The following is a 23,333-nucleotide window of genomic DNA, read 5'->3' on the forward strand; positions in this document are numbered from 1 at the left end:
CGGTGGCCGGCGCGGGGAGCTGGTTCGTCGAGCAGCCGCCGGCGGAGCCGCCGGCCGAGGCCAGCGCCTCCTTCGATCGCCTCTACCGTGCCTTTCTGGCCGCCCGGGCGGCCCTGGGCCTGGCCCTGGTGGCGGCCCAGCTGATTTCCGTCACGCTGGGAACGCTGCCGGCACGCTCGACGCTGGCCCTGAGCCTGTCCTATGCCGTCGCGGCCCTGGCCTTGTGGCTGGCGCCCCAGTTGCGCAGCGGCGCTTCGGCGCGCAGCCTGGCGCGCATCAGCAGCCCGCATTGGTGGAGTGCCATCGGTGTGGACCTGATCCTGTTCGGCGCGCTGCATGCGCTGGACCCGAGCGGCGTGAACTACGGCGCCCTCTTCGTCATGCCCGTGCTGATGGCGGCCGTGCTGAGCCCGCGCCGGCTGGCGCTGGCCACGGCTGCGATGGCGGCGCTGGGCCTGCTGGTTGCGGCGGGCTGGTCGCTGCTGGCCGGCCTGGACGTGGGTCTGAAGACCACGCAGGCCGGGCTGGTGGGCAGCGGCCTCTTTGCCGTCAGCCTGCTGGCCGGCGAGCTCAGCGCCCGCCTGGCCCGTGAAGAGAAGGCCGCGCGCGGCAGCCTCGCCCTGGCCCGCCAGCAGGAGCAGCTGAACCGCCTCGTCATCGACGAGATGCAGGAGGGCGTGCTCGTCGTCGACCGGCGCGGCCGCGTGCGGGCGATGAACCCGGCGGCCCATGCCCTGCTTGGGGCCGCCAGTGGCGAGCTGAGCTGGCAGCTGCGCGGGCGAGTCGATTGGCAGCCCCTGGTGCAGGCCCTGGAGCAGGCCCATGCGGGCAGCCCGGGCGGTGCCGGCGCCGAGGTCGATGTGGCGCTGTCCCTGGAAAGCGGGGCCACGCGCAGCCTGCGGCTGCGGCTGCGTTTCACGCGCCAGCGCGAGGGCAGCGAGGAGCTGTGCGTGCTCTTCGTCGAGGACAACCGCGAGCTGCTGGCACGCACCCGCCAGGAGAAGCTGGCCGCGATGGGCCGGGTGTCGGCCGGCATCGCGCACGAGATCCGCAACCCGCTTGCGGCAATAGCGCAGGCAAATGCGCTGATCGCCGAGGACGTGGCCGGCATGCGGGCCGAACAGCTGACGCGCATGGTGGCCTCCAATGTGCAGAGGCTCAAGCGCCTGGTGGACGATGTCGGCGAGCTGGCGCCCGGCGTGCAGCCCGACTCCCAGGCCCTGGACGCCGGCGCCATCGTGCAGGAGACCTGCATCGAATGGGCTCGCGTCAACGACGTGCGGCCTGGCGAGCAGAGCCGCTTCCGGCTGCAGATCGCCGCACCGGGCCTGATGGGCCTGTTCGACGCCGAGCATCTGCGCCGCATCCTCGTCAACCTGCTGGACAACGCCCACCGCCACGCCGAGCCTGGCGCGGGTGCCATCCAGGTCTCGCTGGACAGGGAGGGCGAGGCGCTCAATCTCGTCGTGCGCAGCGCCGGCCCGCCGGTGCCGCCCGAGATCGAGAGGCATCTCTTCGAGCCTTTCTTCTCGACGCGCAGCCGCGGGTCGGGCCTGGGCCTCTATATTTGCCGTGAGCTGTGCGAGCGCCATGGCGCTCACATCGACTACCGCCGCGCCACCGACCTGGCGGCCAACGAGTTCTGCGTGCGCCTGCGCACGCCACCATCCGCATGAGTACAACGCCTGCTCGCCTGCTGGTCGTCGACGACGAGCCCGACCTGCGCACGCTCTATGAGCTGACCCTGCTGCGCGAGGGCTATGAGATCGACAGCGCCGGTTCGGTGACCGAGGCCCTGGAGCATCTGCAGGCCGAGACCTACAGCGCCGTCATCACCGACATGAAGCTGCCCGACGGCTCGGGCCTGGCGCTGCTGCGCTGGCTCGAGCAGGCCGGCCGCACCGAGAAGGCCATCGTCATCACGGCCTTCGGTTCGGCCGAGAACGCCGTCGAGGCGCTGAAGGCCGGTGCCTTCGACTACCTGACCAAGCCAGTCGACCTGCGCCAGTTCCGCCTCGTCGTCGGTTCGGCCCTGGGCCGCGTGCTGCCCGAGCCGACGCCAGTGGCCGAGGCGCCGACGCCAGCTGCCGGACCCGCCACGGCGCTGCGCCTGGTGGGCGAGTCCACCGCCATCCGCGCGGTGCGGGCGCTGATCGACAAGGTCGCGCGCAGCATGGCGCCGGTGCTGGTGCAGGGCGAATCCGGCACCGGCAAGGAGCTGGTGGCGCGCGCCATCCACGACCACGGCGTGCGCGCCGAGGCACGCTTCGTCGCCGTCAACTGCGGCGCCATCCCCGAGAACCTGCTCGAGGCCGAGTTCTTCGGCTATCGCAAGGGGGCCTTCACCGGCGCCAACGAGGACCGCGAGGGCTTCTTCCAGGCGGCCGACGGCGGCACCCTCTTTCTCGACGAGATCGGCGACCTGCCGCTGGCCATGCAGAGCAAGCTGCTGCGCGTCATTCAGGAGCGCTCGGTGCGGCCCGTGGGCGCGACGGCCGAGAGCCCGATCAATGTGCGCATCCTCAGCGCGACGCACAAGGACCTCGCCGCCGAGGTCGCGGCCGGGCGCTTCCGCCAGGACTTGTTCTACCGCCTCAACGTCATCCAGATCCGCGTGCCGCCGCTGCGCGAACGCCTGGAGGACCTGGGGCTGATCAGCACGCGGGTGCTGACGCGCATCGCCCATGATGCCGGCGTGTCGCCGGCGCCGCGGCTCACGGCCGGCGCGCTGCAGACGCTGTCGCGCTATGCCTTCCCCGGCAATGTGCGCGAGCTGGAGAACCTGCTGCACCGCGCGCTGGCTCTGGCCGGCGGCGAGTGGATCGATGCCGACGACCTCGGCCTGCCCGACACGCTGCTCGACGAAGGGCGCACAGAGTCGCAGTTCGCGGCGCTGGACATGCCGGTCGAAGCGGCGCCGATGGGCGAGGGCGTGTCCCTGCCCGAGGAGCTGCCGGCGGACTTGGCGCGCTATCTCGACGAGGTCGAGCGCGCCATCCTGCTGCGCGCACTGGAGCTGCATCGCTTCAACCGCACGGCGGCGGCGGCCAGCCTGGGGCTGTCGCTGCGCCAGATCCGCTATCGCATGGCGCGTCTGGCCATCTCCGCTGGCGACAGCTGAGTGAAAAGCCCTCTCGGGATTTGCCCTCCTTGAATCGGTGGTGACCTCGTCGCCGCGCGCTGAGGACCCGCGACAAACTCAACAACGGCGCGGCTTTGCGGCCCGCTTTGGCTGGCAAACCCAGCACGCATGCGGGTCACGCGGAGCGAGTCTCGATTTGATCGGCATAAAGCCGGCATTGGGTCTTTTTCAATGCAAACCAAAGCCCCGGGTTGACACTAGGGATGTGGGCTCCCCATGGGGTCAAGCACTAGATATAGTGTTCTCTCGTGATATCCTGCTGACCCAGTCGACCCCATGACCATCCCCTCGGAATCGCTGTTTGCTGTGGCTTGGCCGCAGCAGCAATGCACCCGAGGACCAAGCCGGAACGCCGGCCTGGCAATGGACCGGCAGGGACGAAATACCCCACTGAAGCACCGCACGATGCGCTGGCCCGACCCTCGGGTTGCTGCCGCGCATTTGCCCGTCATTTCTCGATAAAGGATCACCTCATGCTGCATGAAGCCGCCACGGGCCAGGCCACCACCGCCTCGCCGTCGTCGCTGTCCCCGGTCGCGTTTGGATCCGACGCCGCCGCCCCCAGCGCCCCGACGCTGACGACCTACCAGGCCTACCAGATCATTCGCCGCAATGGCGCCGTGGTCTCGTTCGAGCCGAGCAAGATCGCCGTCGCGCTGATGAAGGCCTTCCTGGCGGTGCACGGCACCAGCGGCGCGGCCTCGGCCAGCGTGCGCGAGACGGTGGAACAGCTGACCCAGAACGTCGTGCGCGCCCTGCTGCGCTCGCGCCCGAGCGGCGGCACCTTCCATATCGAAGACGTGCAGGATCAGGTCGAGCTGGGCCTGATGCGCAGCGGCCAGCACGATGTGGCGCGCGCCTATGTGCTGTACCGCGAGCGTCGCACCCAGGAGCGTGCCGCCCAGGGCGAGGCCACGCGTGCCGCCGAGCCGCAGCTGATGGTGGTGGACCGCGGCGAGCGCCGCCCGCTGGACCTCGGCGCGCTCAAAGGCCTGATCGCCTCGGCCTGCGAGAACCTCGGCGCCGACGTCAAGCCCGAGCCGGTGCTGGCCGAGACCCAGCGCAATCTGTACGACGGCGTCGCCATCGACGAGGTCTACAAGGCCGCCATCCTGGCCGCCCGCACGCTGATCGAGAAGGACCCCGGCTACAGCCGCGCCACCGCCCGCCTGCTGCTGCACACCATCCGCCGCGAGATCATCGGCGGTGAAGTCACGCAGGGCGAGATGCAGGCGCGCTACGCCGAGTACTTCCCTGGCTATATCAAGAAGGGCATCGCCGCCGAGCTGCTGGACGAGAAGCTGGGCCAGTACGACCTGGCCAAGCTGGGCGCCGCGCTGAAGGCCGACCGCGACCTGCAGTTCGACTACCTCGGCCTGCAGACCCTGTACGACCGCTACTTCCTGCACATCGAAGACGTGCGCATCGAGATGCCGCAGGCCTTCTTCATGCGCGTCGCCATGGGGCTGGCCCTGGGCGAGATCGACCGCGAAGCCCGCGCCATCGAGTTCTATGAAGTGCTGTCCAGCTTCGATTTCATGTCGAGCACGCCGACCCTCTTCAACTCCGGCACGCGCCGCTCGCAGCTGTCCAGCTGCTACCTGACCACCGTCAGCGACGACCTGGACGGCATCTACGAGGCGCTGAAGGAGAACGCACTGCTGAGCAAGTTCGCCGGCGGCCTGGGCAATGACTGGACCCCGGTGCGCGCGCTCGGCTCCCACATCAAGGGCACCAACGGCAAGTCGCAAGGCGTCGTGCCCTTCCTGAAGGTCGTCAACGACACGGCCGTGGCCGTGAACCAGGGTGGCAAGCGCAAGGGCGCCGTCTGCGCCTACCTGGAAACCTGGCACCTGGACATCGAAGAGTTCCTGGACCTGCGCAAGAACACCGGCGACGACCGCCGCCGCACCCACGACATGAACACGGCGAACTGGATTCCCGACCTGTTCATGAAGCGCGTGATGGACGGTGGCCACTGGACGCTGTTCAGCCCCTCGACCTGCCCGGACCTGCACGACAAGTTCGGCAAGGCGTTTGAAGAGGCCTATGTCGGCTACGAGAACAAGGTCGACCGCGGCGAGCTCAAGCTCTTCAAGCGCATGCCGGCCAAGGACCTGTGGCGCAAGATGCTGTCGATGCTGTTCGAGACGGGCCACCCCTGGATCACGTTCAAGGACGCCTGCAATGTGCGCAGCCCGCAGCAGCACGTCGGCGTCGTGCACTCGTCCAATCTGTGCACCGAGATCACGCTGAACACCAACGACAGCGAGATCGCCGTCTGCAACCTCGGCTCCGTCAACCTGGCCCAGCACATCAAGGATGGCCAGATTGACCAGGCCAAGCTGAAGAAGACGACGCGCACGGCCATGCGCATGCTCGACAACGTCATCGACATCAACTACTACGCCGTCAAGAAGGCCCGCGACTCCAACCTGCGCCACCGTCCGGTCGGCCTGGGCATCATGGGCTTCCAGGACGCGCTGTATCAGCTGCGCACGCCCTACGCCTCTGAAGCCGCCGTCGAATTCGCCGACCGCTCGATGGAAGCTGTCTGCTATCACGCCTACTGGGCCTCGACCGAACTGGCCGAGGAACGCGGCCGCTATTCCTCGTACAAGGGCTCGCTGTGGGACCGCGGCATCCTGCCGATCGACTCCATCGACCTGCTGGCCGAGCAGCGCGGCGGCTATGTCGAAGTGGACCGCTCGACGACGCTGGACTGGAATGCGCTGCGCGGCCGCATCGGGACTTTTGGCATGCGCAACAGCAACTGCATCGCCATCGCGCCGACGGCCACCATCTCCAACATCATTGGTGTGGATGCCTCGATCGAGCCCTGCTTCGGCAATCTGTCGGTCAAGTCCAACCTGTCCGGCGAGTTCACCGTCATCAACGAATCGCTGGTGCGTGACCTCAAGGCCCTGGGCCTGTGGGACGACGTGATGGTCATGGACCTCAAGCACTTCGACGGCTCGCTGCGCCGCATCGACCGCGTGCCCGAGGACATCAAGGCCCTGTACGCGACGGCGTTTGAAGTCGACACCGTGTGGCTGATCGAAGCCGGCGCGCGCCGCCAGAAGTGGATCGACCAGGCGCAGAGCCTGAACATCTACATGGCCGGTGCCTCGGGCAAGAAGCTGGACGAGACCTACAAGCTGGCCTGGACGCGCGGCCTGAAGACGACCTACTACCTGCGCACCATCAGCGCGACGCAGGCCGAGAAGAGCACGGTCACGCGCTCGGGCCAGCTCAACGCGGTGTCTTCCGGCGCCGCGCCGGTGGCTGCCGCAGTCGCCGCTCCGGTCGCCACCGTCGAGTCCGAACTGCCGGCCACGGACATGAAGTTCTGCGCCATCGACGACCCCGGTTGCGAGGCCTGCCAGTAATCGAAGCGGCAGTGCGAACTTGTATAGACAAGTTCGCACTGCATGTTTTCGATGTCGTCGCGCAACAAACTTTGCGCGAATGATGCAAATAGCAGTTGCTGGTTCTTGTTGATTTGCACAAGCACTGCGGATAATTCGAAGTGATAGGAAGCACACCATGCTGGATTGGGACGAAGACCTGAAGTCCACTGATACCCCCACCGCGAAGCCTCTCGCGGCCATGCCTTCGGCGACTCAATCGCACGGAGCTGCCAGCGTCTCGATTCCCGCTCCTCAACTGTCCGGTGAGTCCACGACCGCGCGTCGTGTGAAGGCCGCGGACAAGCGCATCATCAACGGCCAGACCGATGTGAATCAGCTGGTGCCGTTCAAGTACAAGTGGGCCTGGGAGAAGTACCTCGCCACCTGCGCCAATCACTGGATGCCGCAGGAAGTGAACATGAGCCGCGACATCGCGCTCTGGAAGGATCCCAACGGCCTGACCGAAGACGAGCGCCGCATCATCAAGCGCAACCTCGGCTTCTTCGTCACCGCCGACTCGCTGGCCGCCAACAACATCGTGCTGGGCACCTACCGCCACATCACGGCGCCCGAGGCTCGCCAGTTCCTGCTGCGCCAGGCCTTCGAAGAAGCCATCCACACCCACGCCTATCAATACATCGTTGAGAGCCTGGGCCTGGATGAGAGCGAGATCTTCAACGCCTACAACGAAGTCCAGTCCATCCGCGACAAGGACGAGTTCCTGATCCCCTTCATCGGCGCGATCATGGACCCGAACTTCAACACCGGCACGCCCGAGAACGACCAGACCCTGCTGAAGAGCCTGATCGTCTTCGCCTGCCTGATGGAAGGCATGTTCTTCTACGTCGGCTTCACGCAGATCCTGGCGATGGGTCGCCAGAACAAGATGACTGGTGCTGCCGAGCAGTACCAGTACATCCTGCGCGACGAGTCCATGCACTGCAATTTCGGCATCGACCTGATCAACCAGATCAAGTTGGAGAACCCGCACCTGTGGACGGCCGAATTCAAGGCCGAGATCAAGGCGCTGTTCCTGAAGGCGGTCGAGCTGGAATACCGCTACGCCGAGGACACCATGCCGCGCGGCGTGCTGGGCCTCAATGCCTCGATGTTCAAGGGCTATCTGCGCTTCATCGCCAACCGCCGTGCGGTGCAGATCGGCCTCGAAGCCCTGTTCCCGAACGAAGAAAACCCCTTCCCGTGGATGTCCGAGATGATCGACTTGAAGAAGGAACGCAACTTCTTCGAGACGCGCGTCATCGAATATCAATCGGGCGGGGCCCTGAGCTGGGACTGAACCCCAGCCGCAACCCGATCAAGACCTGGCCAATGCAGTCACCGAGCGAAACCCGCATCAACACCCTCGAGGTGGCGGGGCTGCATGGCGATCCCATTCACCGTATCGAGGCGTTCCTCCTGAGCGACTCTCGGACGGTGAATAACCGTATCTGCACGGACCGGTCCGTGCAGGACGGTGTCTTTTCCACTTGATCAAGGAGAAAACCATGGCAACTGCGAAGACCCCGGCTAAGGCCGCACCGAAGAAGGCCGCCGCCAAGAAGGCAGCCCCCGCGAAGAAGGCCGCTCCGGCCAAGAAGGCCGCTCCGGCCAAGAAGGCCGCTCCGGCCAAGAAGGCTGCTCCGGCCAAGAAGGCCGCTCCGGCGAAGAAGGCTGCTCCGGCGAAGAAGGCCGCTCCGGCCAAGAAGGCCGCTCCGGCGAAGAAGGCTGCTCCGGCCAAGAAGGCCGCTCCCGCCAAGAAGGCTGCTCCGGCCAAGAAGGCCGCTCCGGCGAAGAAGGCCGCTCCGGCCAAGAAGGCTGCACCCGCCAAGAAGGCCGCTCCGGCCAAGAAGGCTGCTGCTCCCAAGAAGGCTGCTGCGCCGAAGAAGGCCGCTCCCAAGAAGGCTGCCGCTCCCAAGAAGGCCGCTGCCAAGCCTGCCGCGAAGCCTGCTGCCAAGAAGGCCGCTGCTCCGAAGAAGGCTGCCGCCAAGCCTGCCCCTGCGGCCAAGCCTGCCGCTGCTGCGCCCGCTCCTGCGGCCAAGACCGCTCTGAGCCCGCAAGCTGCCTGGCCCTTCCCGACCGGCAACAAGCCCTAATCAGGCGATACGCTGACTCATCCCCGGGTGGCTTGTCCACCCGGATCCTGGTGAATCAGACAGCCCGGCCCGAGTTACTCGGTGCCGGGTTTTTTATTGGCCGATGCGCGCGCTTTGGTGCCGATGCATCTGCTAACGGCTGCATCCGGGGACGCGGCGTGGTCCTACAGGGCCGGCGGCCGTGGCGGCCTAGAGTTGTTTCCGGGGCGCAGACCCCTTGCTACTCTCCCCGCAGCACGACAGCGTGTCCGGCCGGCGTCTGACGTTGACCGATGTGCTCGAGTCTCAGGGACGCGCAAGGACTCTGCGCCCTTTCCCATGGCAGTGCGGCGCCGGCCGCCACCGTCAGGGATAAAAGATGTTGACGCTGTAGCCGCTGACCTTCTGCCCGCCCGTGCCGAACACCAGGCTCAGGGCCTGCTCGGAGTCGGCATTGACGTGGGTCAGCACGGGGCTCAGGGTTTCCGGGCCCAGCACGCGACGCGCGAAGGGTGCGCCACTGCTGTCGGTGAGGCTGAGCTCCACCCACGGAGCGGCGACATCCACACCCGTCTTGTTGCGCAGCGACAGGTTGAGCTTGTAGCTGCCCGTGCCGATGGGGCTGAGCGATGTGGCGTCGATGCTGAGCGCTTCGATGCGCCGCCAGGGCTTCACCTCGCAGCCCGTCACCCCGCAGAGGGCCTTCAGGGGCTCGCGCATGGGCGGGTGCAGGGCGGCGATGGCATCGCGGAAGTGCAGCGTGACCTGCAGGGCGAGCAGGGTGGCGCACACCAGGGACGCGGCGCCGAGGGCGACGCGCACGCCCGGGCGGCTCCAGCGCGCCGTGCTTTCGGCCTGGCGCATGAACTCGGGCACGGCATCGGTCGGTGCTGCCTCGGCCTTCAGCGCCTTGGCGGCCTTGGGCGGCTTGGCTGCCTTGACCGGCTTGCCGGGCCGCTCGGCGGGCTCGGCGGTGATGGGTGCCATCTCCGCCATCGAGGGTTCGGGCTCGGCCTCGCGGGCCACCATGGGCGACGGCACGATCAGCGGGTCGCTGGCCGCGTCGTCTTCCACCCAGCGGGGCTCGGGCCTGGACTCCGTGCGGGTGAACTCCGAGGGCCAGCCAGTGGGCAGGGCTTCGCTGCGAGGCTCGGGCTCGGGCGGTGGCATCCAGTCTGGCGGCGGTGTGTAGACCGGCACCGATGGGGGCGGTGGCGGAGGCGGCGGCAGTGGTTCGGGCTCGGGCTCGGGCGCGACGGCCGCCGGTGCGTAGGGCACGGGCCAGGGCGGCGGCGCCTCGCGCTCGATGTCGAACAGCAGTTCGCGGGCGTCGAAGATCTCGGCGCAACGGCCGCAGCGCACCCAGCCGTCGGACACGCGCAACTGGTCCTCGACGATCCTGAAGATCGTCCCGCAGGCGGTGCAGCGAGTCGCGAGGCTCATGCGGCTCGTTGGGCTGTCATGAGGATCCAGCCATCCTCTTCATCGCTGACCTCGAGGGCCAGCCACGGTGCGTAGGCGGCCTTCAACTCGTCGGCCTGGCGGCTCAGGATGCCGGCCAGGATGAGGTTGCCGCCCGGCGCGACATGAGCGCAGAGCAGGGGCGCCAGCAGTTTCAGCGGCTGGGCCAGGATGTTGGCGATGACCAGTGGGTACTCGCCCTGGGCCAGTTCGGGCAGGCCCGGGTTCAGCGTGACACCGTTGGCCGTCGCGTTGTCTCGCGAGGACGTGATGGCGGCGGGGTCGATGTCCACAGCGTCGATGCTGGTGGCGCCATGCAGGGCCGCGCCGATGGCGAGGATGCCGGAACCGCAGCCGTAGTCGAGCACGCGCGGCCACGCTTGAACGTGGGTCGCGATCCAGCGCAGGCACATGCGCGTCGTCGGATGCGTGCCGGTGCCGAAGGCCAGGCCCGGATCCAGGCGCATGACGCGCTGGGCCTGCGGCGGCGCCTGGTGCCAGCTCGGCACGATCCAGAACTCGGGCGTGATCTCGACCGGCGCGAACTGGCTCTGCGTCAGGCGGACCCAGTCCTGTTCGGGCACGGACTGGATGGCCTGCACATGCACATCGGCCGCCCAGTCCTGGGCCAGGACCAAGGTGGCGGCCTCGGTGGCTTCGGGTTCGCTGGGGAAGAGGGCCTTGACGACCGACCGTTCCCAGCCTGCCGCCGGAGCGGGCATGCCGGGCTCACCGAAAAGTGCGTGCTCGGCGTCGGTGTCGGCATCGGCGTCCTCAACCGAGACGGCGAGCGCGTCGATCTCCATCAGCGCGTCGCTGACGATCTCGACGTCGGCCTCGCGGCAGACCAGCGCAAGTTCAAACAGGTGACTCATGCGCCCTATTGTCCCGCGAGTGCCGCCGCCTTCATCGCTTGTGTGCAGCCATCCAGCCTTCGAGGTAGTGGATGGAGGTTCCACCCTCGATGAACTTGGCGTCCGCCATCAGCTCGCGGTGCAGCGGGATGTTGGTCTGGATGCCTTCGACCACCGTCTCGCTCAGCGCGATGCGCATGCGGGCCAGGGCCTGCTCGCGGGTGTCGCCGTGGACGATGATCTTGCCGATCATGGAGTCGTAGTTGGGCGGCACGAAGTAGTTCGTGTAGGCATGCGAGTCCACGCGCACGCCGGGGCCGCCGGGTGCGTGCCACATCGTGATGCGGCCGGGCGAGGGCACGAACTTGACCGGATCCTCGGCGTTGATGCGGCACTCGATGGCGTGGCCGCGCATCTCGATCTGGCGCTGCGTGAAGGGCAGCTTCTCGCCGGCCGCGATCCTGATCTGCTGCTGCACGATGTCGATGCCCGTCACCATCTCGGTGACCGGATGCTCCACCTGCACGCGGGTGTTCATCTCGATGAAATAGAACTCGCCGTTCTCGTACAGGAACTCGAAGGTGCCGGCGCCGCGGTAGCCCATCTTCTTGCAGGCGGCGGCGCAGCGGTCTCCCACCTTCTCGATGGCGCGGCGGGGAATGCCGGGTGCCGGCGCCTCTTCGATGATCTTCTGGTGGCGGCGCTGCATGGAGCAGTCGCGCTCGCCCAGCCAGACGGCGTTCTTGAAGGTGTCGGCGAGGATCTGGATCTCCACATGGCGCGGGTTCTCCAGGAACTTCTCCATGTAGACCTCGGGGTTGCCGAAGGCCGCACCCGCTTCGGCGCGCGTCGTCTGCACGGCGTGCACCAGGGCCGCCTCGGTGTGCACGACGCGCATGCCGCGTCCGCCACCGCCGCCGGCTGCCTTGATGATGACCGGATAGCCTACCGTGCGGGCGATCTTGATGATCTCCTTGGGGTCCTCGGGCAGGGCGCCTTCGGAACCGGGCACGCAGGGCACGCCGGCGCGGATCATGGCCTGCTTGGCCGAGACCTTGTCGCCCATCATGCGGATGGACTCGGGCGTCGGGCCGATGAAGGTGAAGCCGCTGCGCTCGACGCGCTCGGCGAAGTCGGCGTTCTCGCTCAGGAAGCCGTAGCCGGGGTGGATGGCCTCGGCATCGGTCACTTCGGCCGTCGCGATGATGGCCGGCATGCTGAGATAGCTCTGGGCCGACGGCGCGGGGCCGATGCAGACGGCCTCGTCGGCCAGGCGCACATATTTGGCGTCGCGGTCGGCCTCGGAGTAGACGACGACGGACTTGATGCCGAGTTCTCGGCACGCTCGTTGGATGCGGAGGGCAATCTCCCCCCGATTCGCGATCAGGACTTTCTTGAACATCAGAAGCCCCCGCTTATTCGATGACGAACAGCGGCTGACCGAATTCGACCGCCTGGCCGTTCTCGCACAGGATCTTGGTGATCGTGCCGCTCTTGTCGGCCTCGATCTCGTTCATGATCTTCATCGCCTCGATGATGCAGATGGCCTCGCCTTCCTTGACCTGCTGGCCGACGTCGGCGAAGGCCTTGGCATTGGGGCTGGAGGCACGGTAGAAGGTACCGACCATGGGCGACTTGACGATGTGGCCGGTCTCGACCGGCGCCGCGGCAGCCGGTGCGGCGGCGGCGACTGCAGAGGCCACGGGGGCGGCGGCATGGACGACCGGCGCGGCGGGGGCTGCGGTATAGACCGGTTGCATGGTCACGGCGGCGGCCGGGTCGGACTTGACGATGCGGACCTTGCCGTCGGCCTCGGTGATTTCCAGCTCGGAAATATTGGATTCCGAGACCAGGTCGATCAGGGTTTTGAGCTTGCGCAGGTCCATCGTGGCTCCAGGCTGTGTTGTTGTTGTGGGGGAAGGAAAGGAAGGCCGGCAGCGCTTCAGGCGCCGGCGGCTCCCAACGAATCGAGGGCGTGGCGCAGGGCGAGGCGGTAGCCGTTGGCACCCAGGCCGCAGATGACACCCACCGCCAGCTCGCTCACATAGCTGTGATGCCGGAAGGCTTCGCGGCGGTGGATGTTGGACAGGTGGACTTCGATGAAGGGCAGCTCCGCCGCCGCCAGCGCGTCACGGATGGCGACGCTGGTGTGGGTGTAGGCGGCCGGATTGATGAGGATGAAGCGCGTGCCGTCCGTGCGCGCAGCCTGGATGCGATCGACCAGGGCGCCTTCGTGGTTGCTTTGGAAGCTCACCAGGCTGGCGCCTGCATCTTTCGCGATCGTGCTCAGTTCAGCATCGATCTGGGCCAGGGTCTGCGCGCCGTAGACCTCGGGCTCGCGGGTGCCGAGCAGGTTGAGGTTGGGGCCATGCAGGACGAGAACTTGCATCAAACGCGTGGAGACGCACCAGCCCGAGGGTCTAGAGAGCCGCCACTAAATTGAGGAAGGGCGAACTTTACGCGTTTTGGCGCCGATTTCCCGCTGGATAGGGAAATTCTCGGGGTGGCCTAGGTTTTGGCCAGTTGGCGCAGCTCTTCGAGGCGGCTGACCCCCAGGCGACGCCAGCTGATCTCGCCGGTTTCGTCGAAGATGACGGAAAAAGGCAGGCCGCCGGAGGGGTTGCCGAGCTCGCGCACCAGGCTCAGGCCTTCGGGGCCGGCCAGGGCGATGGCGAAGTCCAGCGGGTTCTTTTGCAGGAAGGCCTTGACCGGCTCGGGCTGGTCAACGGCCAGGCCCAGCACCTGCCAGCCCTTGCCCCTGGCTTCCTTGTAGAACTGGTTGATCTCCGGCAGCTCCTTCACGCAGGGCGGGCACCAGGTCGCCCAGAAGTTCACCAGCAGGGGTTTGCCGCGCCAGCGGGCGACATCGATCTGCGCGCCGTCGACGCCGGCGAAGCGGCGCGCCCAGAAGGCCTGGGCCAGGGCCGAGGCCTGGGGCGGATTCAGCTGGCGCCAGGCGAAGGAGGCGCCCAGGGTGGCGGCGCCGACGCCGGCGCTGGCCAGCAGGATGCGACGGGTGGTGGGGCTCATTCGGCGTCCAGCAGGGTTTTCAGCGCGGCGAGGTCGCCGCGTTCGGTGCGCCCGCGGACATCGGGCTTCAGCGCGCCGCGCAGGTCGTCGAAGTCCAGGATGGTCAGGCACAGCGTCACGCGCTCGCCGAGGGCGGGGCAGGGCGCGTCCAGGATCAGCATGTCGACCTGGCGGCCCCGGCCGGCCGACGTTTCGGCCACGTCGAAGTCCAGGCCCCGGTCGATCAGGGCGATCTCGGCCGCCTTGCTGTCATCGCAATACAGCTGCAGATGGACATTCGACAGCCGCGTCGCGGTGCCGCGCCAGACGGCGCCGGTCAGGTGGGGGCGGAACTCGGCCAGGCGATCCATCCACAGCGCCGCCAGCTCGCGCAGCGCGCGCAGCTCGCCGGGCTGGGTGTCGGCATGGAATATGGCGATGTGCTCGCGCACGGCGTCTTCGACCTCGTCATTGCCGGGCAGGGCGGCGCGCGGTGCGCCCAGGTCGCGGGCGGCGCGCTGCTTGGCCGGTCCCCAGTCCATGCCCTCGTCGACGATGAGTCGGGCCGCGGCGGCGGCAATCTCTTCTGAATCACTCATGGCCGGATCAGGGGAGTTGGGCGCTGTTCATGCGGCCGGTGATGATGCCGGCGCGTCCCAGCACATAGGGCGAGGCGGGCTGGCGCTCGAAACGTTTGGGCGCCGGCAGCATGACGGCCAGGCGGGCGGCCTCGAAGGCCCCGAGCCGCGCCGCGTCGGTGCGGAAGTAGTGGCGGGCCGCGGCCTGGGCGCCGAACAGGCCTTCGCCCCATTCGACGCTGTTCAGATAGATCTCCAGGATGCGGCGCTTGTCCAGCAGGCCCTCCAGCATCAGCGTCAGGATCAGTTCCTGGCCCTTGCGCAGCAGCGTGCGCTCGCCGGACAGGAAGAGGTTCTTGGCCAGCTGCTGGGAGATGGTCGAGCCGCCGACGACCTTGGCGGTCGGCTTGCCGCGCGCCTCGGCACGGGCCTGCGCCTTCTCGTTCTTCTTCCAGGCGCCCTTGAGCGCGTCCCAGTCGACGCCGCCGTGCTCGGCAAAGCCGTCGTCTTCGCTGGCGATGACGGCGCGCTTCAGCGTCGTGGCGAGCTGGGCGTCGTCCACCCACTGCTGAGCCCAGGCGACCTGCTGCTTCTCCTTCATCAGGCGCACGGCCTCGCTGCGCTGGAAGCTGGTCGACTGCGGCGCGATGAAGCGCATCATCAGGATGCGGCCGGCAAACCAGAGCTGCAGGCACAGCACGGCCAGGGCCAGCACGGCGACCAGGCGGCCGACATGGCGCATCACAGTGTCGCCCTCAGCGCTTTCAGTACGGGCGCCGTGTCCGGACGCATACCGCGCCAGAAGAAGAAGGCCTCGGCCGCCTGCTCGACCAGCATGCCCAGCCCATCGCGCGGCTCGGCGCCATGGGCGGCGGCCCAGTCCAGGAAGCCCTGGGCCTTGGGGCCATACATCATGTCCAGCGCCAGGGCGCCCGGCTTGAGGACGCGGGCGTCCACCGGCGAGGCCGCGCCGGCCAGGCTGGTGCTGGTGGCGTTGACGACGATGTCCTGGGCAGGCGGCGCGTCGGCCAACGTGGCCGCGGCAAGCGGCACGCCCAGGTGGGCATGGCTGGCAACCAGGGCTGCGGCCTTGTCCACCGTGCGATTGACGACGGTGATCCGCGCTGGCTTGGCAGCGATCAGGCTGCCCAGCACGCCTGCTGCTGCACCACCGGCCCCCACCAGCAGCACATGCAAACCTTCAAGCGGACGGCGGGCATTGCGCTGGATGTCGTTGACCAGGCCGGCGCCGTCCGTGTTGTCGCCCACCCAGCCGCCTTCGTCGAAGCGCAGGGTGTTGACGGCGCAGGCCAGCGCCGCGCGTTCGGTGTGCTCGGTAGCCAGCGCGAACGCGTCGAACTTGAAAGGCACGGTGATATTGCAGCCCTTGGCGCCCGCGCCGGCGAAGCTGCGCAGCGTCGCCTCGAAGGCGTCCAGCGGGGCGAGCAGCCTCTCGTAGGCCAGGGTCTGGCTCGTATGCTCGGCAAACATTGCATGGATGGCCGGCGAGCGGCTGTGCTCCACCGGATTGCCGACGACGGCGTATCTGTCTGTCATTGCGGCTGCCCCTGCAGGGTCGTTTCCAGGTTCTCGTCACGCGTGAACTTGAAGCGCGAGGTGATGACCAGCACCTCGGCGCCGCGCAGCATCTCCTTGGTGAAGTTGCCGAAGGGCGAGGCGGCCTGCACGATGGCGATGGCGCGGCGGTCCAGCGTGGTGTTGCCGCTGGAGGCGACGATCTCGGTCTCGATGACGCGGCCCTTGTGGTCAATGTGGATGTTCATGGTCAGCTCGCCATAGAGCTTCTTGCCGCGCGACTCGGGAAAGTCGCGCGTGCCGCGTTCCTCGATGCGGCGGCGCAGGCCGTCGTAATACTGTGCATAGACCACCTCGCGCGTGGCCGGGCTCACATAGCGCTTGCGCGGCCGGGCGCTTTCCTCGTTGACGCGCTTCTCGATCTCGGCGAGCAGGTCGACGAGCTGGCGGCGCTTCTCGGCCACGGCGCGCTCGGCGGCGTCGGTCTTCTCGCGGCGCGGATCGGGTGGCGGCAGCAGGGCCAGCTCACGCCTGACCTGGGTCAGCAGTTGCTGCTGCTGTTGCTGCAGCTGGGCGATCTGCGAACTCTGCGACTCGGCCGCGTCGCCGACCTCGTTCTGCCGCGCCGGTGGCAGCGGCGATGTGGCGCGGCCCACCTCGGTGTTGCCGCCGCCCGCCAGATTGGCCTGGGCGAGTGCCTGGGCCTTGGCGGGCGCCTCGTTGGAGCGGGTGTTGACGAGCACCACCTCCAGCGGCGTGTCCTGGAAGATGCGGTTGAAGGTCTCGGGCGCGGCGATGCGCAGGCTCAGCAGCGCGGCATGCACGCCGAGCGAAAACGCGAGCGCGATCTGCAGCGTGCTCGGTTTGCGCATTTCAGCTTTGTGATGCGGCGGCGGCCGGCTCGGCTTCGCTGCTGCCGTCGTTCAGGTCGATGGCCAGCGTCAGCGGGGCGGCGGCGGCTTCGAGTTCGTCCTCGTCGCCCTCGGGCTCTTCGCTGGTCGCGGCTTCGTCGAGGCGCTCGATCAGCGAGGCATGCACATCCAGCGTCATCTCGTCCAGGCCGGTGATGCGCACCTTCACATGGCTGCCGCGCGGCAGCGGCTCGCAGCCCAGGGCCTTGAAGACCAGGGGCAGGTCGTCGGCGCGCACCAGGCCTTCCTTCATGACGGTGGCGGTCAGCTCGGTGGTGCCGTTCTGCTGCAGCCAGCGCAGCGTCCAGAAGCGCTCGATGCCGTTCTGGAAGCCGTTGTAGGCCGCGTAGGCGGCCTCGAAGCCCGAGATGATGGAGAAGAGCTGGGCGTCCTTGGGCTTGAAGGGCGCGACCAGGGCCGCCGTCTTGCCGTGGCGGGCGGCGGCAATGATCTGCCACTGGTTGGCCAGGTCGACGTAACGGCGCAGCGGCGAGCTGGCCCAGGTGTAGCTGGACACCCCCATGCCGGCATGGGGCAGGGCCTTGACGCCCATGCGCACCTTGATGCCGGGCGCCAGGCTGGCCTGGCTGCGGTAGATGCCGGGCAGGCCCAGCTCGGCCAGCCAGCCGCCCCAGGCGGAATTGGCCAGGATCATGGCTTCGGCGACGATGAGGTCCAGCGAGCTGCCGCGGGCGCGCACGCTGATCTCGACGGATTCCGTGCCGTTGGGTGCTTCGGACCGTTCGCCGGCGAGGCGGAAGTTGTAGTCGGGCCGGTTGAAGTTCTCGGGCTTGCCGCGCACCACCTCGCGCTGGGCCTTGAGATGCTTGGCCAGGCGCCAGGTGAAGGCGAGTTCCGGTGCAAACAGGTAGTCGGCCGGCGCTTCGCCCGACAGCGTGGCGTCGGTGACGATGCCGTCCAGCTTGTCGTGGCGCAGGTTGGCTGCGATGTGCACGCGCTCCAGCTTGGTCTCGCGGGACTTGATCTCGAAGCTGGTCTCGTCCATCGTGAAGTAGATGGACACGGCCGGGCAGTCGCGGCCCTCGATCAGCGTGTAGGCCTGCACGACCTCGTCGGGCAGCATGGTCAGCTTCCAGCCCGGCATGTAGACGGTGGACAGGCGCTCGCGGGCGACCTTGTCGATAGCCGAATCCGGCGTGATGGCCAGGCCGGGTGCTGCGATGTGCACGCCGAAGGTGACGGTGCCCGTGCCCAGGCCCTGCACCGACAGCGCATCGTCGATTTCGGTGGTCTGCGAGTCGTCGATGGAGAAGGCGCGAACCGGGCTCAGCGCCAGGTCGTCCTTGATCTCCGGCGCCGTCAGGGCCGGGAAGCCCACGCCCTTGGGGAAGTTCTCGAACAGGAAGCGCTTCCAGTGGAACTGATAGGCGCTGGTGATGGCACCCGCGCCCTGCAGCAGATCCAGCGGCGCCTTGTGCGAACGCTTGCTGGCTTCGACGACGGCCTTGTATTCGGGGCCGTTCTTGTCGGGCTTGAACAGGATCTTGTAGATCTGGTCCTGGATGGGCTGGGGGCAGGCGCCCTTGACCAGTTCCTCGGCCCAGGACTCGATCTGCAATTGCTGCTGGCGCTTGCGCTCGATGCCGAGCAGGGCGGCCTTGACGATGTCCTCGGGCGCCTTCTTGAACTGGCCCTTGCCGGCACGGCGGAAGTAGTGGGGGGCGTCGTAGAGGCGGAACAGGGCGGCGGCCTGCTGCACGATGCCGGCCTTGGCGTCGAAATAGTCGCGGGCCAGGTCGGCAAAGCCGAAATCACCCTCGGGGGCGAATTCCCAGGCCAGGTCCAGGTCGATGTCGTCGGCCAGCTTGCGGGCATCCGCCAGCAGCACGGCGGGTGCCGGCTGCTCGAACTTCAGCAGCACATTGGCCGACTTGACCTTGACCCGCTTGCCCGAGTCCAGCTCCACCTGCAGCGAGGCATCGGCCTCCGACATCACCCGGCCGGCGAGGAATTTCCCGGCGTCATCAAAAAGCGCAAACATAAGCGAGGGATTGTCGCCTCAGTTGTCCGAGGGCCCGGCCGTCCCAACGTATTCGGGCCGAGCGCTGGGCCTGCCATTGGCCAGAGGCCAATGTCCTTCCGTACGCACAAGCAGTCCGCAGGGACTGCTTGCGTCCGACTCCAGTTCACCGAGCCGGCCTGCTTAGACAGTCATGCCTCCGGACACCTCGATGACCGCGCCGTTGACATAGCTCGCTTCGTCGCTCGCAAGGAACGCATAGACATTGGCGATCTCCTCGGGCTTGCCCAGGCGCTTCAGCGGCACATGGGCGCGCATCTCGTCCAGCACCTTGTCGGGAATGGTGCCGAGGATGGGGGTGTCGATGAAGCCGGGCGCCACCGCATTGACGCGCACGCCCTTGGGGCCGAGCTCGCGGCTCCAGGTCTTGGTGAAGCCGATGACGCCGAACTTGGCCGCCGCGTAATTGGTCTGGCCGAAGTTGCCGTAGATGCCGACCACCGAAGAGGCATTCAGGATGACGCCCGAGCCCTGGTGCACCATGGTGTCGGCCACGGCCTGGGCGCAGTGGAAGACGCCGCGCAGGTTGACGTCGATGACGGCGTCGAACTGGGCCAGCGTCATCTTCTGCAGCCGGGCGTCCTTGGTGATGCCGGCGTTGTTGACCAGCACGTCGACGCGGCCAAAGTCGGCCAGCACGGCGGCCACCATCAGGTCGACCGACACGCGGTCGGCCACGTCCAAGGTGTAGCCCTGGGCCGTGGCGCCGAGCTTCTCGCAGGCCTGGACGGCCGCGTCGACGCCCTCGGGGCGCAGGTCGCAGACGATGACGGTGGCGCCCTCGCGGGCGAACTTCAGCGAAGTGGCCAGGCCGATGCCCTGGGCCGCGCCGGTGATGATGCAGACCTTGTTCTGGAGTTTCATGGCTTCGTCAGGAATTCCGTCAGGGGTTGCAGATGGTCGTCGAAGTCGGTGAGGCCATGATCGCTGCCTTCCAGCACCTCGCCGTCGCAGCCAGCGTAGCGGGCCAGCATCTCGCGCCAGTCCAGCAGCTCGTCGCCCTTGGCGATCAGCGCGTAGTAGCGCGCCGGGTTGTGCAGGCGCGACGGCGGCGTCAGCGCGGCCAGTTCGGCCACATGCCGGGCGGTGAACTCGAACTGCAGCTGCGGGTCGTGCCAGCCGGTCAGCGTGCCGATGTGGCGGGCGAGGTCGCGGGCCGGGTCGACGGCCGGGTTCAGCACGGCGGCGCGCCAGCCGCGATGGGCCGGCTGTTCGGCGACAAAGGTGGCATAGAAGCCGCCCAGGGAGCTGCCGATGACGGCCGCGCCGGTGGCGGGCCAGCCCTGGATGAGGCCGGCGACCAGTTCCATGGCCTCCAGCGGTGAGGGCGGCAATTGCGGCGCGACGAAGCTCAGGCCCGGCTGCCCGGCCGCCCACGCAGCCATGCGGCGCGCCTTGGCCGAGGCCGGCGAGGAACGAAAGCCGTGCAAATAGAGCAGATGTGTGAGTTCCATGACGGAAGTTTTGATGTGAATTTTTGTGCCCCTGCGACGGGGGAGGACTCGGATTGACGTGAGTGTCGCCGCCAGCCACAGTGCCTGCCTTTCCGCAATCCCGGACCCGTCCTCATGATTCCGACGCCCCGCACCGCCCTGGCCACCGCCGCCCTGCTTGCACTGGCCGCGGTCGCCCAAGCCCAGACCCCGCCCGCGCCTGCCGCCGCCGCTTCGGGGCCTGCCGCCGCCGCCCGCCCGCCGGTCGACCCCACCGCCCCCAAGCCCTTCGCCGATGTCATCAAGGGCGCCAAGGAGCAGCCTGGCCTGTTCCCGATCTGGCGCAAGGACGAGAAGGTCTGGATCGAGATCCCCAAGGAAGCCTTCAACAAGCCCTTCCTGTTCAGCGTCAACGTCGCCAACTCCGTCGGCGAGCGCGGCCTCTACGCCAGCCAGATGCTGGGTGACGAGATGGCCGAATGGCGCCGCATCGGCAACCATGTGCAGCTGATCGCGCTGAACACCAAGTTCCGCACCGCCAATCCCTCCAGCAAGATCGCCATCGAGCAGGCCTTCTCGCCCAGCCTGATCGCCGCTTCCGGCGTGGCCAGCGCCGAGCACCCGGATCGCAAGTCGGTGCTGGTGGATGCCAGCAACCTGCTGCTGGGCGACATCCCCGGCTATTCCACGCGCCTGGAGTTCGCCTACCGCCTGCCCTTCGCGCCCGACCGCACCAACTCCTTCATCGAGGCCACCCGCGCCGATGCCCAGGTGTCGACGCTGACCTCGCGCGTGCACTTCGCCACGCCGCGCATCCCGGCGCCTTCCCTGGTGCCCGCGCCCGTGCCCGTGCCGACGCCGCCCCAGGCCACGCCGGATCCGCGCTCGATGTTCTTCAGCTTCGTCTACAGCTTCCGCGCCCTGCCCGAGACGCCGGCCGCCGTGCGCCATGCCGACCCGCGCCTGGGCCACTTCATGGAGAGCTACAGCGACTTCGGCGACGACCTCAAGGCCAACCCGCGCGTGCACATGATCGCCCGCTGGCGCCTGGAGAAGAAGGACCCGAGCGCCGCGCTGTCCGAGCCGGTGCAGCCCATCGTCTACTGGATGGACAAGAACATCCCGACCAAATACCGCGCCGCGGTCAAGGCGGGCATCGAGGAGTGGAACAAGGCCTTCGAGAAGATCGGCTTCAAGGACGCCGTGCAGGCCAAGCAGCAGCCCGACGACGCCGACTGGGACAACATGGATTCGACGCACGCGTCCATCCGCTGGTTCACCGGCGCCGACGTGGGCTTCGCCATCGGCCCGAGCAACCGCGACCCGCGCACCGGTGAAATCCTGGATGCCGACATCGGCATGAGCGACGTCTTCGGCCGCGGCTCGCGCCGTTTGGCGTCGGACGACGTGCTGGGCTTCCATGGCCACGACCATGGCCACAGCCACGCCGCCGCCAGCTGGATGGGCGAGCGCAGCGCGCGCCTGTCCGAGCAGCAGTGCAGCTATATGGCCGACCAGGCCAACGAGTTCGGCTTCGCGCTGGACCTGCTGGCGCTGCGCGACGGCATGGACATGAACGGTCCCGAGGCCGAGGCCCTGGCGCAGGCCGTCATCAAGGACGTCATCATGCATGAGGTCGGCCACACGCTGGGCTTCAAGCACAACTTCAAGTCGTCCACGACCATCACCCAGGCCCAGCTCAAGGACAAGGCCTTCACCGAGGCCAACGGCATCTCCAACTCGGTGATGGACTACAACGCCTACAACCTGCCGCTGAAGGGCGAGCCCAAGGCCAGCCTGACCAACACGACGCTGGGTGCCTACGACTACTGGGCCGTTGAATACGCCTACAAGCAGATCCCCGCCGAGCAGGAAGCCGCCGAGCTGGCCAAGATCGCGTCCCGCTCGACCGAGCCCAAGCTGGCCTATGGCGACGACTTCGACCAGGGCGTCGGCGGCCCCTATGACGGCTTCGACCCGCGCACCAACCAGCGCGACCTGGGCGACGACCCGCTGGCCTATGCCAAGAAGCGCCTCAAGCTCAGCCAGGAGCTGTGGGAGCGCGTGCAGACCCGTCCGGCCGCTGTCGGCGATGACCCGCTGCGTGCACGCCGCTCGGTCTTCGAGAGCTTCCGCCAGCTGGGCATGACGGCCAACAACGTCAGCAAGTACGTGGGCGGCATGCAGGCCGAGCGCGTGGTGCCCGGCATCACGACCGGCCCGGCCTTCAAGCCGGTGGACAACGCCCAGCAGCGCGACGCCCTGCGCTTCATCGCCGGCGGCCTGCTGTCCAGCGACTCGTTCAAGTTCAAGCCTGAGTTCCTCGCGACCCAGACCCTGGACTACAACGAGTGGGACCGCGGCCTGCCGATGTCGATTCCCGACAGCGTCAGCGTGCTGCAGGGCCGGGTGCTGGACCGCCTGATGTCGCCCAACACGGCGCGCCGCCTCATCGAGCAGGGTGCCTACCTGCCCGAGGCCCAGCGCAAGGGTGCGGTGTCGCTCAGCGAGGTCTATGGCACGCTGCAAGGCGCCATCTTCAGCGAGCTGAAGACCGGCACCGAGATCGACCGCATGCGCCGCAGCCTGCAGCGCGAATACCTGCGCCGCCTGCAGGCCCAGCTGAACCGCGCGACCAATGGTGCGACGGTCTACGCCGACGCCTTCTCCATGGCCCGCTGGCACGCCAGCCAGCTGCTGAACGACCTGCGCACGGCTTCCGCCAAGCCGGGCCTGTCGGTCGAGACGCGCGCCCATCTGGCCGAGACCCAGGACATGCTGAACTCGATGCTGAAGGCGTCGCTGGTGCGCAGCTGATCGGTTCTGGCTCTGATCAAAAGGCCGGCTTCATGCCGGCCTTTTTTCTTGTCTTAGCATGGCCGCTAC

At 67.8% G+C, this 23,333-nt stretch carries 19 protein-coding genes; 6 read left to right on the plus strand and 13 right to left on the minus strand.

Annotated elements, in window-relative coordinates; genetic code table 11:
* Positions 1-2 precede the first annotated feature (2 nt).
* From AC07OY_RS02375 to AC07OY_RS02395, 5 genes are all read left to right on the plus strand, one after another.
* Positions 3-1,676 carry a sensor histidine kinase gene (locus tag AC07OY_RS02375; protein WP_495040918.1) on the plus strand — a complete coding sequence of 558 codons (1,674 nt, stop codon included), beginning with the start codon at positions 3-5 and terminating at the stop codon, positions 1,674-1,676.
* Entirely contained in the window at positions 1,673-3,121 is a 1,449-nt protein-coding gene (locus tag AC07OY_RS02380; protein ID WP_495040919.1) for a sigma-54-dependent transcriptional regulator, read from the plus strand. The genes AC07OY_RS02375 and AC07OY_RS02380 overlap by 4 nt, the downstream gene beginning before the upstream one ends.
* A gap of 494 nt (positions 3,122-3,615) precedes the next feature.
* Positions 3,616-6,531, plus strand: coding sequence for a ribonucleoside-diphosphate reductase subunit alpha (locus AC07OY_RS02385; RefSeq protein WP_495040920.1), 2,916 nt, complete (start codon positions 3,616-3,618; stop codon positions 6,529-6,531).
* 157 nt (positions 6,532-6,688) lie between these two features.
* On the plus strand, positions 6,689-7,849 hold the full coding sequence (locus AC07OY_RS02390; protein ID WP_495040921.1) for a ribonucleotide-diphosphate reductase subunit beta: 1,161 nt from the start codon (positions 6,689-6,691) through the stop codon (positions 7,847-7,849).
* Positions 7,850-8,057: 208 nt separating this feature from the next.
* The gene (locus AC07OY_RS02395) at positions 8,058-8,645 is read left to right on the plus strand and encodes a histone (RefSeq protein WP_495040922.1); all 588 of its coding nucleotides are present in this window, start codon (positions 8,058-8,060) and stop codon (positions 8,643-8,645) included.
* A 345-nt stretch (positions 8,646-8,990) separates the two neighbouring features.
* On the opposite strand, the gene AC07OY_RS02400 is transcribed toward AC07OY_RS02395, so the two are convergent.
* From AC07OY_RS02400 to AC07OY_RS02460, 13 genes are all read right to left on the minus strand, one after another.
* Positions 8,991-10,067: a zinc-ribbon and DUF3426 domain-containing protein gene (locus AC07OY_RS02400; protein ID WP_495040923.1), complete on the minus strand. Its 1,077-nt coding sequence runs from the start codon at positions 10,065-10,067 to the stop codon at positions 8,991-8,993.
* Positions 10,064-10,951: a 50S ribosomal protein L11 methyltransferase gene (prmA, locus tag AC07OY_RS02405; protein WP_495041965.1), complete on the minus strand. Its 888-nt coding sequence runs from the start codon at positions 10,949-10,951 to the stop codon at positions 10,064-10,066. The genes AC07OY_RS02400 and prmA overlap by 4 nt, the downstream gene beginning before the upstream one ends.
* Before the next feature lie 40 nt (positions 10,952-10,991).
* Positions 10,992-12,341 carry an acetyl-CoA carboxylase biotin carboxylase subunit gene (accC, locus tag AC07OY_RS02410; protein WP_495040924.1) on the minus strand — a complete coding sequence of 450 codons (1,350 nt, stop codon included), beginning with the start codon at positions 12,339-12,341 and terminating at the stop codon, positions 10,992-10,994.
* 13 nt (positions 12,342-12,354) lie between these two features.
* Complete coding sequence (gene accB / locus AC07OY_RS02415; protein ID WP_495040925.1) at positions 12,355-12,825, minus strand: acetyl-CoA carboxylase biotin carboxyl carrier protein; 471 nt, start codon at positions 12,823-12,825, stop codon at positions 12,355-12,357.
* 56 nt (positions 12,826-12,881) lie between these two features.
* Positions 12,882-13,331, minus strand: a complete 450-nt coding sequence (aroQ, locus tag AC07OY_RS02420) for a type II 3-dehydroquinate dehydratase (protein WP_495040926.1) — start codon at positions 13,329-13,331, stop codon at positions 12,882-12,884.
* 116 nt (positions 13,332-13,447) lie between these two features.
* On the minus strand, positions 13,448-13,969 hold the full coding sequence (locus AC07OY_RS02425; protein WP_495040927.1) for a TlpA disulfide reductase family protein: 522 nt from the start codon (positions 13,967-13,969) through the stop codon (positions 13,448-13,450).
* Positions 13,966-14,547, minus strand: coding sequence for a hypothetical protein (locus AC07OY_RS02430; protein WP_495040928.1), 582 nt, complete (start codon positions 14,545-14,547; stop codon positions 13,966-13,968). The genes AC07OY_RS02425 and AC07OY_RS02430 overlap by 4 nt, the downstream gene beginning before the upstream one ends.
* Positions 14,548-14,554: 7 nt before the next feature.
* A complete protein-coding gene (mtgA, locus tag AC07OY_RS02435) occupies positions 14,555-15,268 on the minus strand; it encodes a monofunctional biosynthetic peptidoglycan transglycosylase (RefSeq protein ID WP_495040929.1) in 714 nt (237 codons plus the stop codon).
* Complete coding sequence (gene aroE / locus AC07OY_RS02440) at positions 15,268-16,083, minus strand: shikimate dehydrogenase (protein ID WP_495040930.1); 816 nt, start codon at positions 16,081-16,083, stop codon at positions 15,268-15,270. Before aroE ends, mtgA begins: the two co-directional genes overlap by 1 nt.
* A complete protein-coding gene (locus AC07OY_RS02445; protein WP_495040931.1) occupies positions 16,080-16,934 on the minus strand; it encodes an energy transducer TonB in 855 nt (284 codons plus the stop codon). The genes aroE and AC07OY_RS02445 overlap by 4 nt, the downstream gene beginning before the upstream one ends.
* Before the next feature lies 1 nt (position 16,935).
* Positions 16,936-18,975 (minus strand): ribonuclease catalytic domain-containing protein, encoded by a 2,040-nt coding sequence (locus AC07OY_RS02450; protein WP_495040932.1) that lies wholly within the window; start codon positions 18,973-18,975, stop codon positions 16,936-16,938.
* 162 nt (positions 18,976-19,137) lie between these two features.
* Positions 19,138-19,878 carry a 3-oxoacyl-ACP reductase FabG gene (gene fabG / locus AC07OY_RS02455; RefSeq protein WP_495040933.1) on the minus strand — a complete coding sequence of 247 codons (741 nt, stop codon included), beginning with the start codon at positions 19,876-19,878 and terminating at the stop codon, positions 19,138-19,140.
* A complete protein-coding gene (locus tag AC07OY_RS02460) occupies positions 19,875-20,468 on the minus strand; it encodes a YqiA/YcfP family alpha/beta fold hydrolase (protein WP_495040934.1) in 594 nt (197 codons plus the stop codon). The genes fabG and AC07OY_RS02460 overlap by 4 nt, the downstream gene beginning before the upstream one ends.
* A gap of 114 nt (positions 20,469-20,582) precedes the next feature.
* Here AC07OY_RS02460 and AC07OY_RS02465 point away from each other — a divergent pair, with 114 nt between their 5' ends.
* Complete coding sequence (locus AC07OY_RS02465; RefSeq protein ID WP_495040935.1) at positions 20,583-23,264, plus strand: zinc-dependent metalloprotease; 2,682 nt, start codon at positions 20,583-20,585, stop codon at positions 23,262-23,264.
* Positions 23,265-23,333 lie beyond the last annotated feature (69 nt).

It is taken from the genome of Roseateles sp. GW821-FHT09H10 (assembly GCF_059415865.1).

Coding starts and splice junctions, on each gene's coding strand:
- AC07OY_RS02380 (WP_495040919.1), top strand. CDS start 1,673: ATGAGTACAACGCCTGCTCGCCTGCTGGTCGTCGACGACGAGCCCGAC.
- AC07OY_RS02385 (WP_495040920.1), top strand. CDS start 3,616: ATGCTGCATGAAGCCGCCACGGGCCAGGCCACCACCGCCTCGCCGTCG.
- AC07OY_RS02390 (WP_495040921.1), top strand. CDS start 6,689: ATGCTGGATTGGGACGAAGACCTGAAGTCCACTGATACCCCCACCGCG.
- AC07OY_RS02395 (WP_495040922.1), top strand. CDS start 8,058: ATGGCAACTGCGAAGACCCCGGCTAAGGCCGCACCGAAGAAGGCCGCC.
- AC07OY_RS02400 (WP_495040923.1), bottom strand. CDS start 10,067: ATGAGCCTCGCGACTCGCTGCACCGCCTGCGGGACGATCTTCAGGATC.
- accC (WP_495040924.1), bottom strand. CDS start 12,341: ATGTTCAAGAAAGTCCTGATCGCGAATCGGGGGGAGATTGCCCTCCGC.
- accB (WP_495040925.1), bottom strand. CDS start 12,825: ATGGACCTGCGCAAGCTCAAAACCCTGATCGACCTGGTCTCGGAATCC.
- AC07OY_RS02425 (WP_495040927.1), bottom strand. CDS start 13,969: ATGAGCCCCACCACCCGTCGCATCCTGCTGGCCAGCGCCGGCGTCGGC.
- AC07OY_RS02430 (WP_495040928.1), bottom strand. CDS start 14,547: ATGAGTGATTCAGAAGAGATTGCCGCCGCCGCGGCCCGACTCATCGTC.
- mtgA (WP_495040929.1), bottom strand. CDS start 15,268: ATGCGCCATGTCGGCCGCCTGGTCGCCGTGCTGGCCCTGGCCGTGCTG.
- aroE (WP_495040930.1), bottom strand. CDS start 16,083: ATGACAGACAGATACGCCGTCGTCGGCAATCCGGTGGAGCACAGCCGC.
- AC07OY_RS02445 (WP_495040931.1), bottom strand. CDS start 16,934: ATGCGCAAACCGAGCACGCTGCAGATCGCGCTCGCGTTTTCGCTCGGC.
- AC07OY_RS02450 (WP_495040932.1), bottom strand. CDS start 18,975: ATGTTTGCGCTTTTTGATGACGCCGGGAAATTCCTCGCCGGCCGGGTG.
- fabG (WP_495040933.1), bottom strand. CDS start 19,878: ATGAAACTCCAGAACAAGGTCTGCATCATCACCGGCGCGGCCCAGGGC.
- AC07OY_RS02460 (WP_495040934.1), bottom strand. CDS start 20,468: ATGGAACTCACACATCTGCTCTATTTGCACGGCTTTCGTTCCTCGCCG.
- AC07OY_RS02465 (WP_495040935.1), top strand. CDS start 20,583: ATGATTCCGACGCCCCGCACCGCCCTGGCCACCGCCGCCCTGCTTGCA.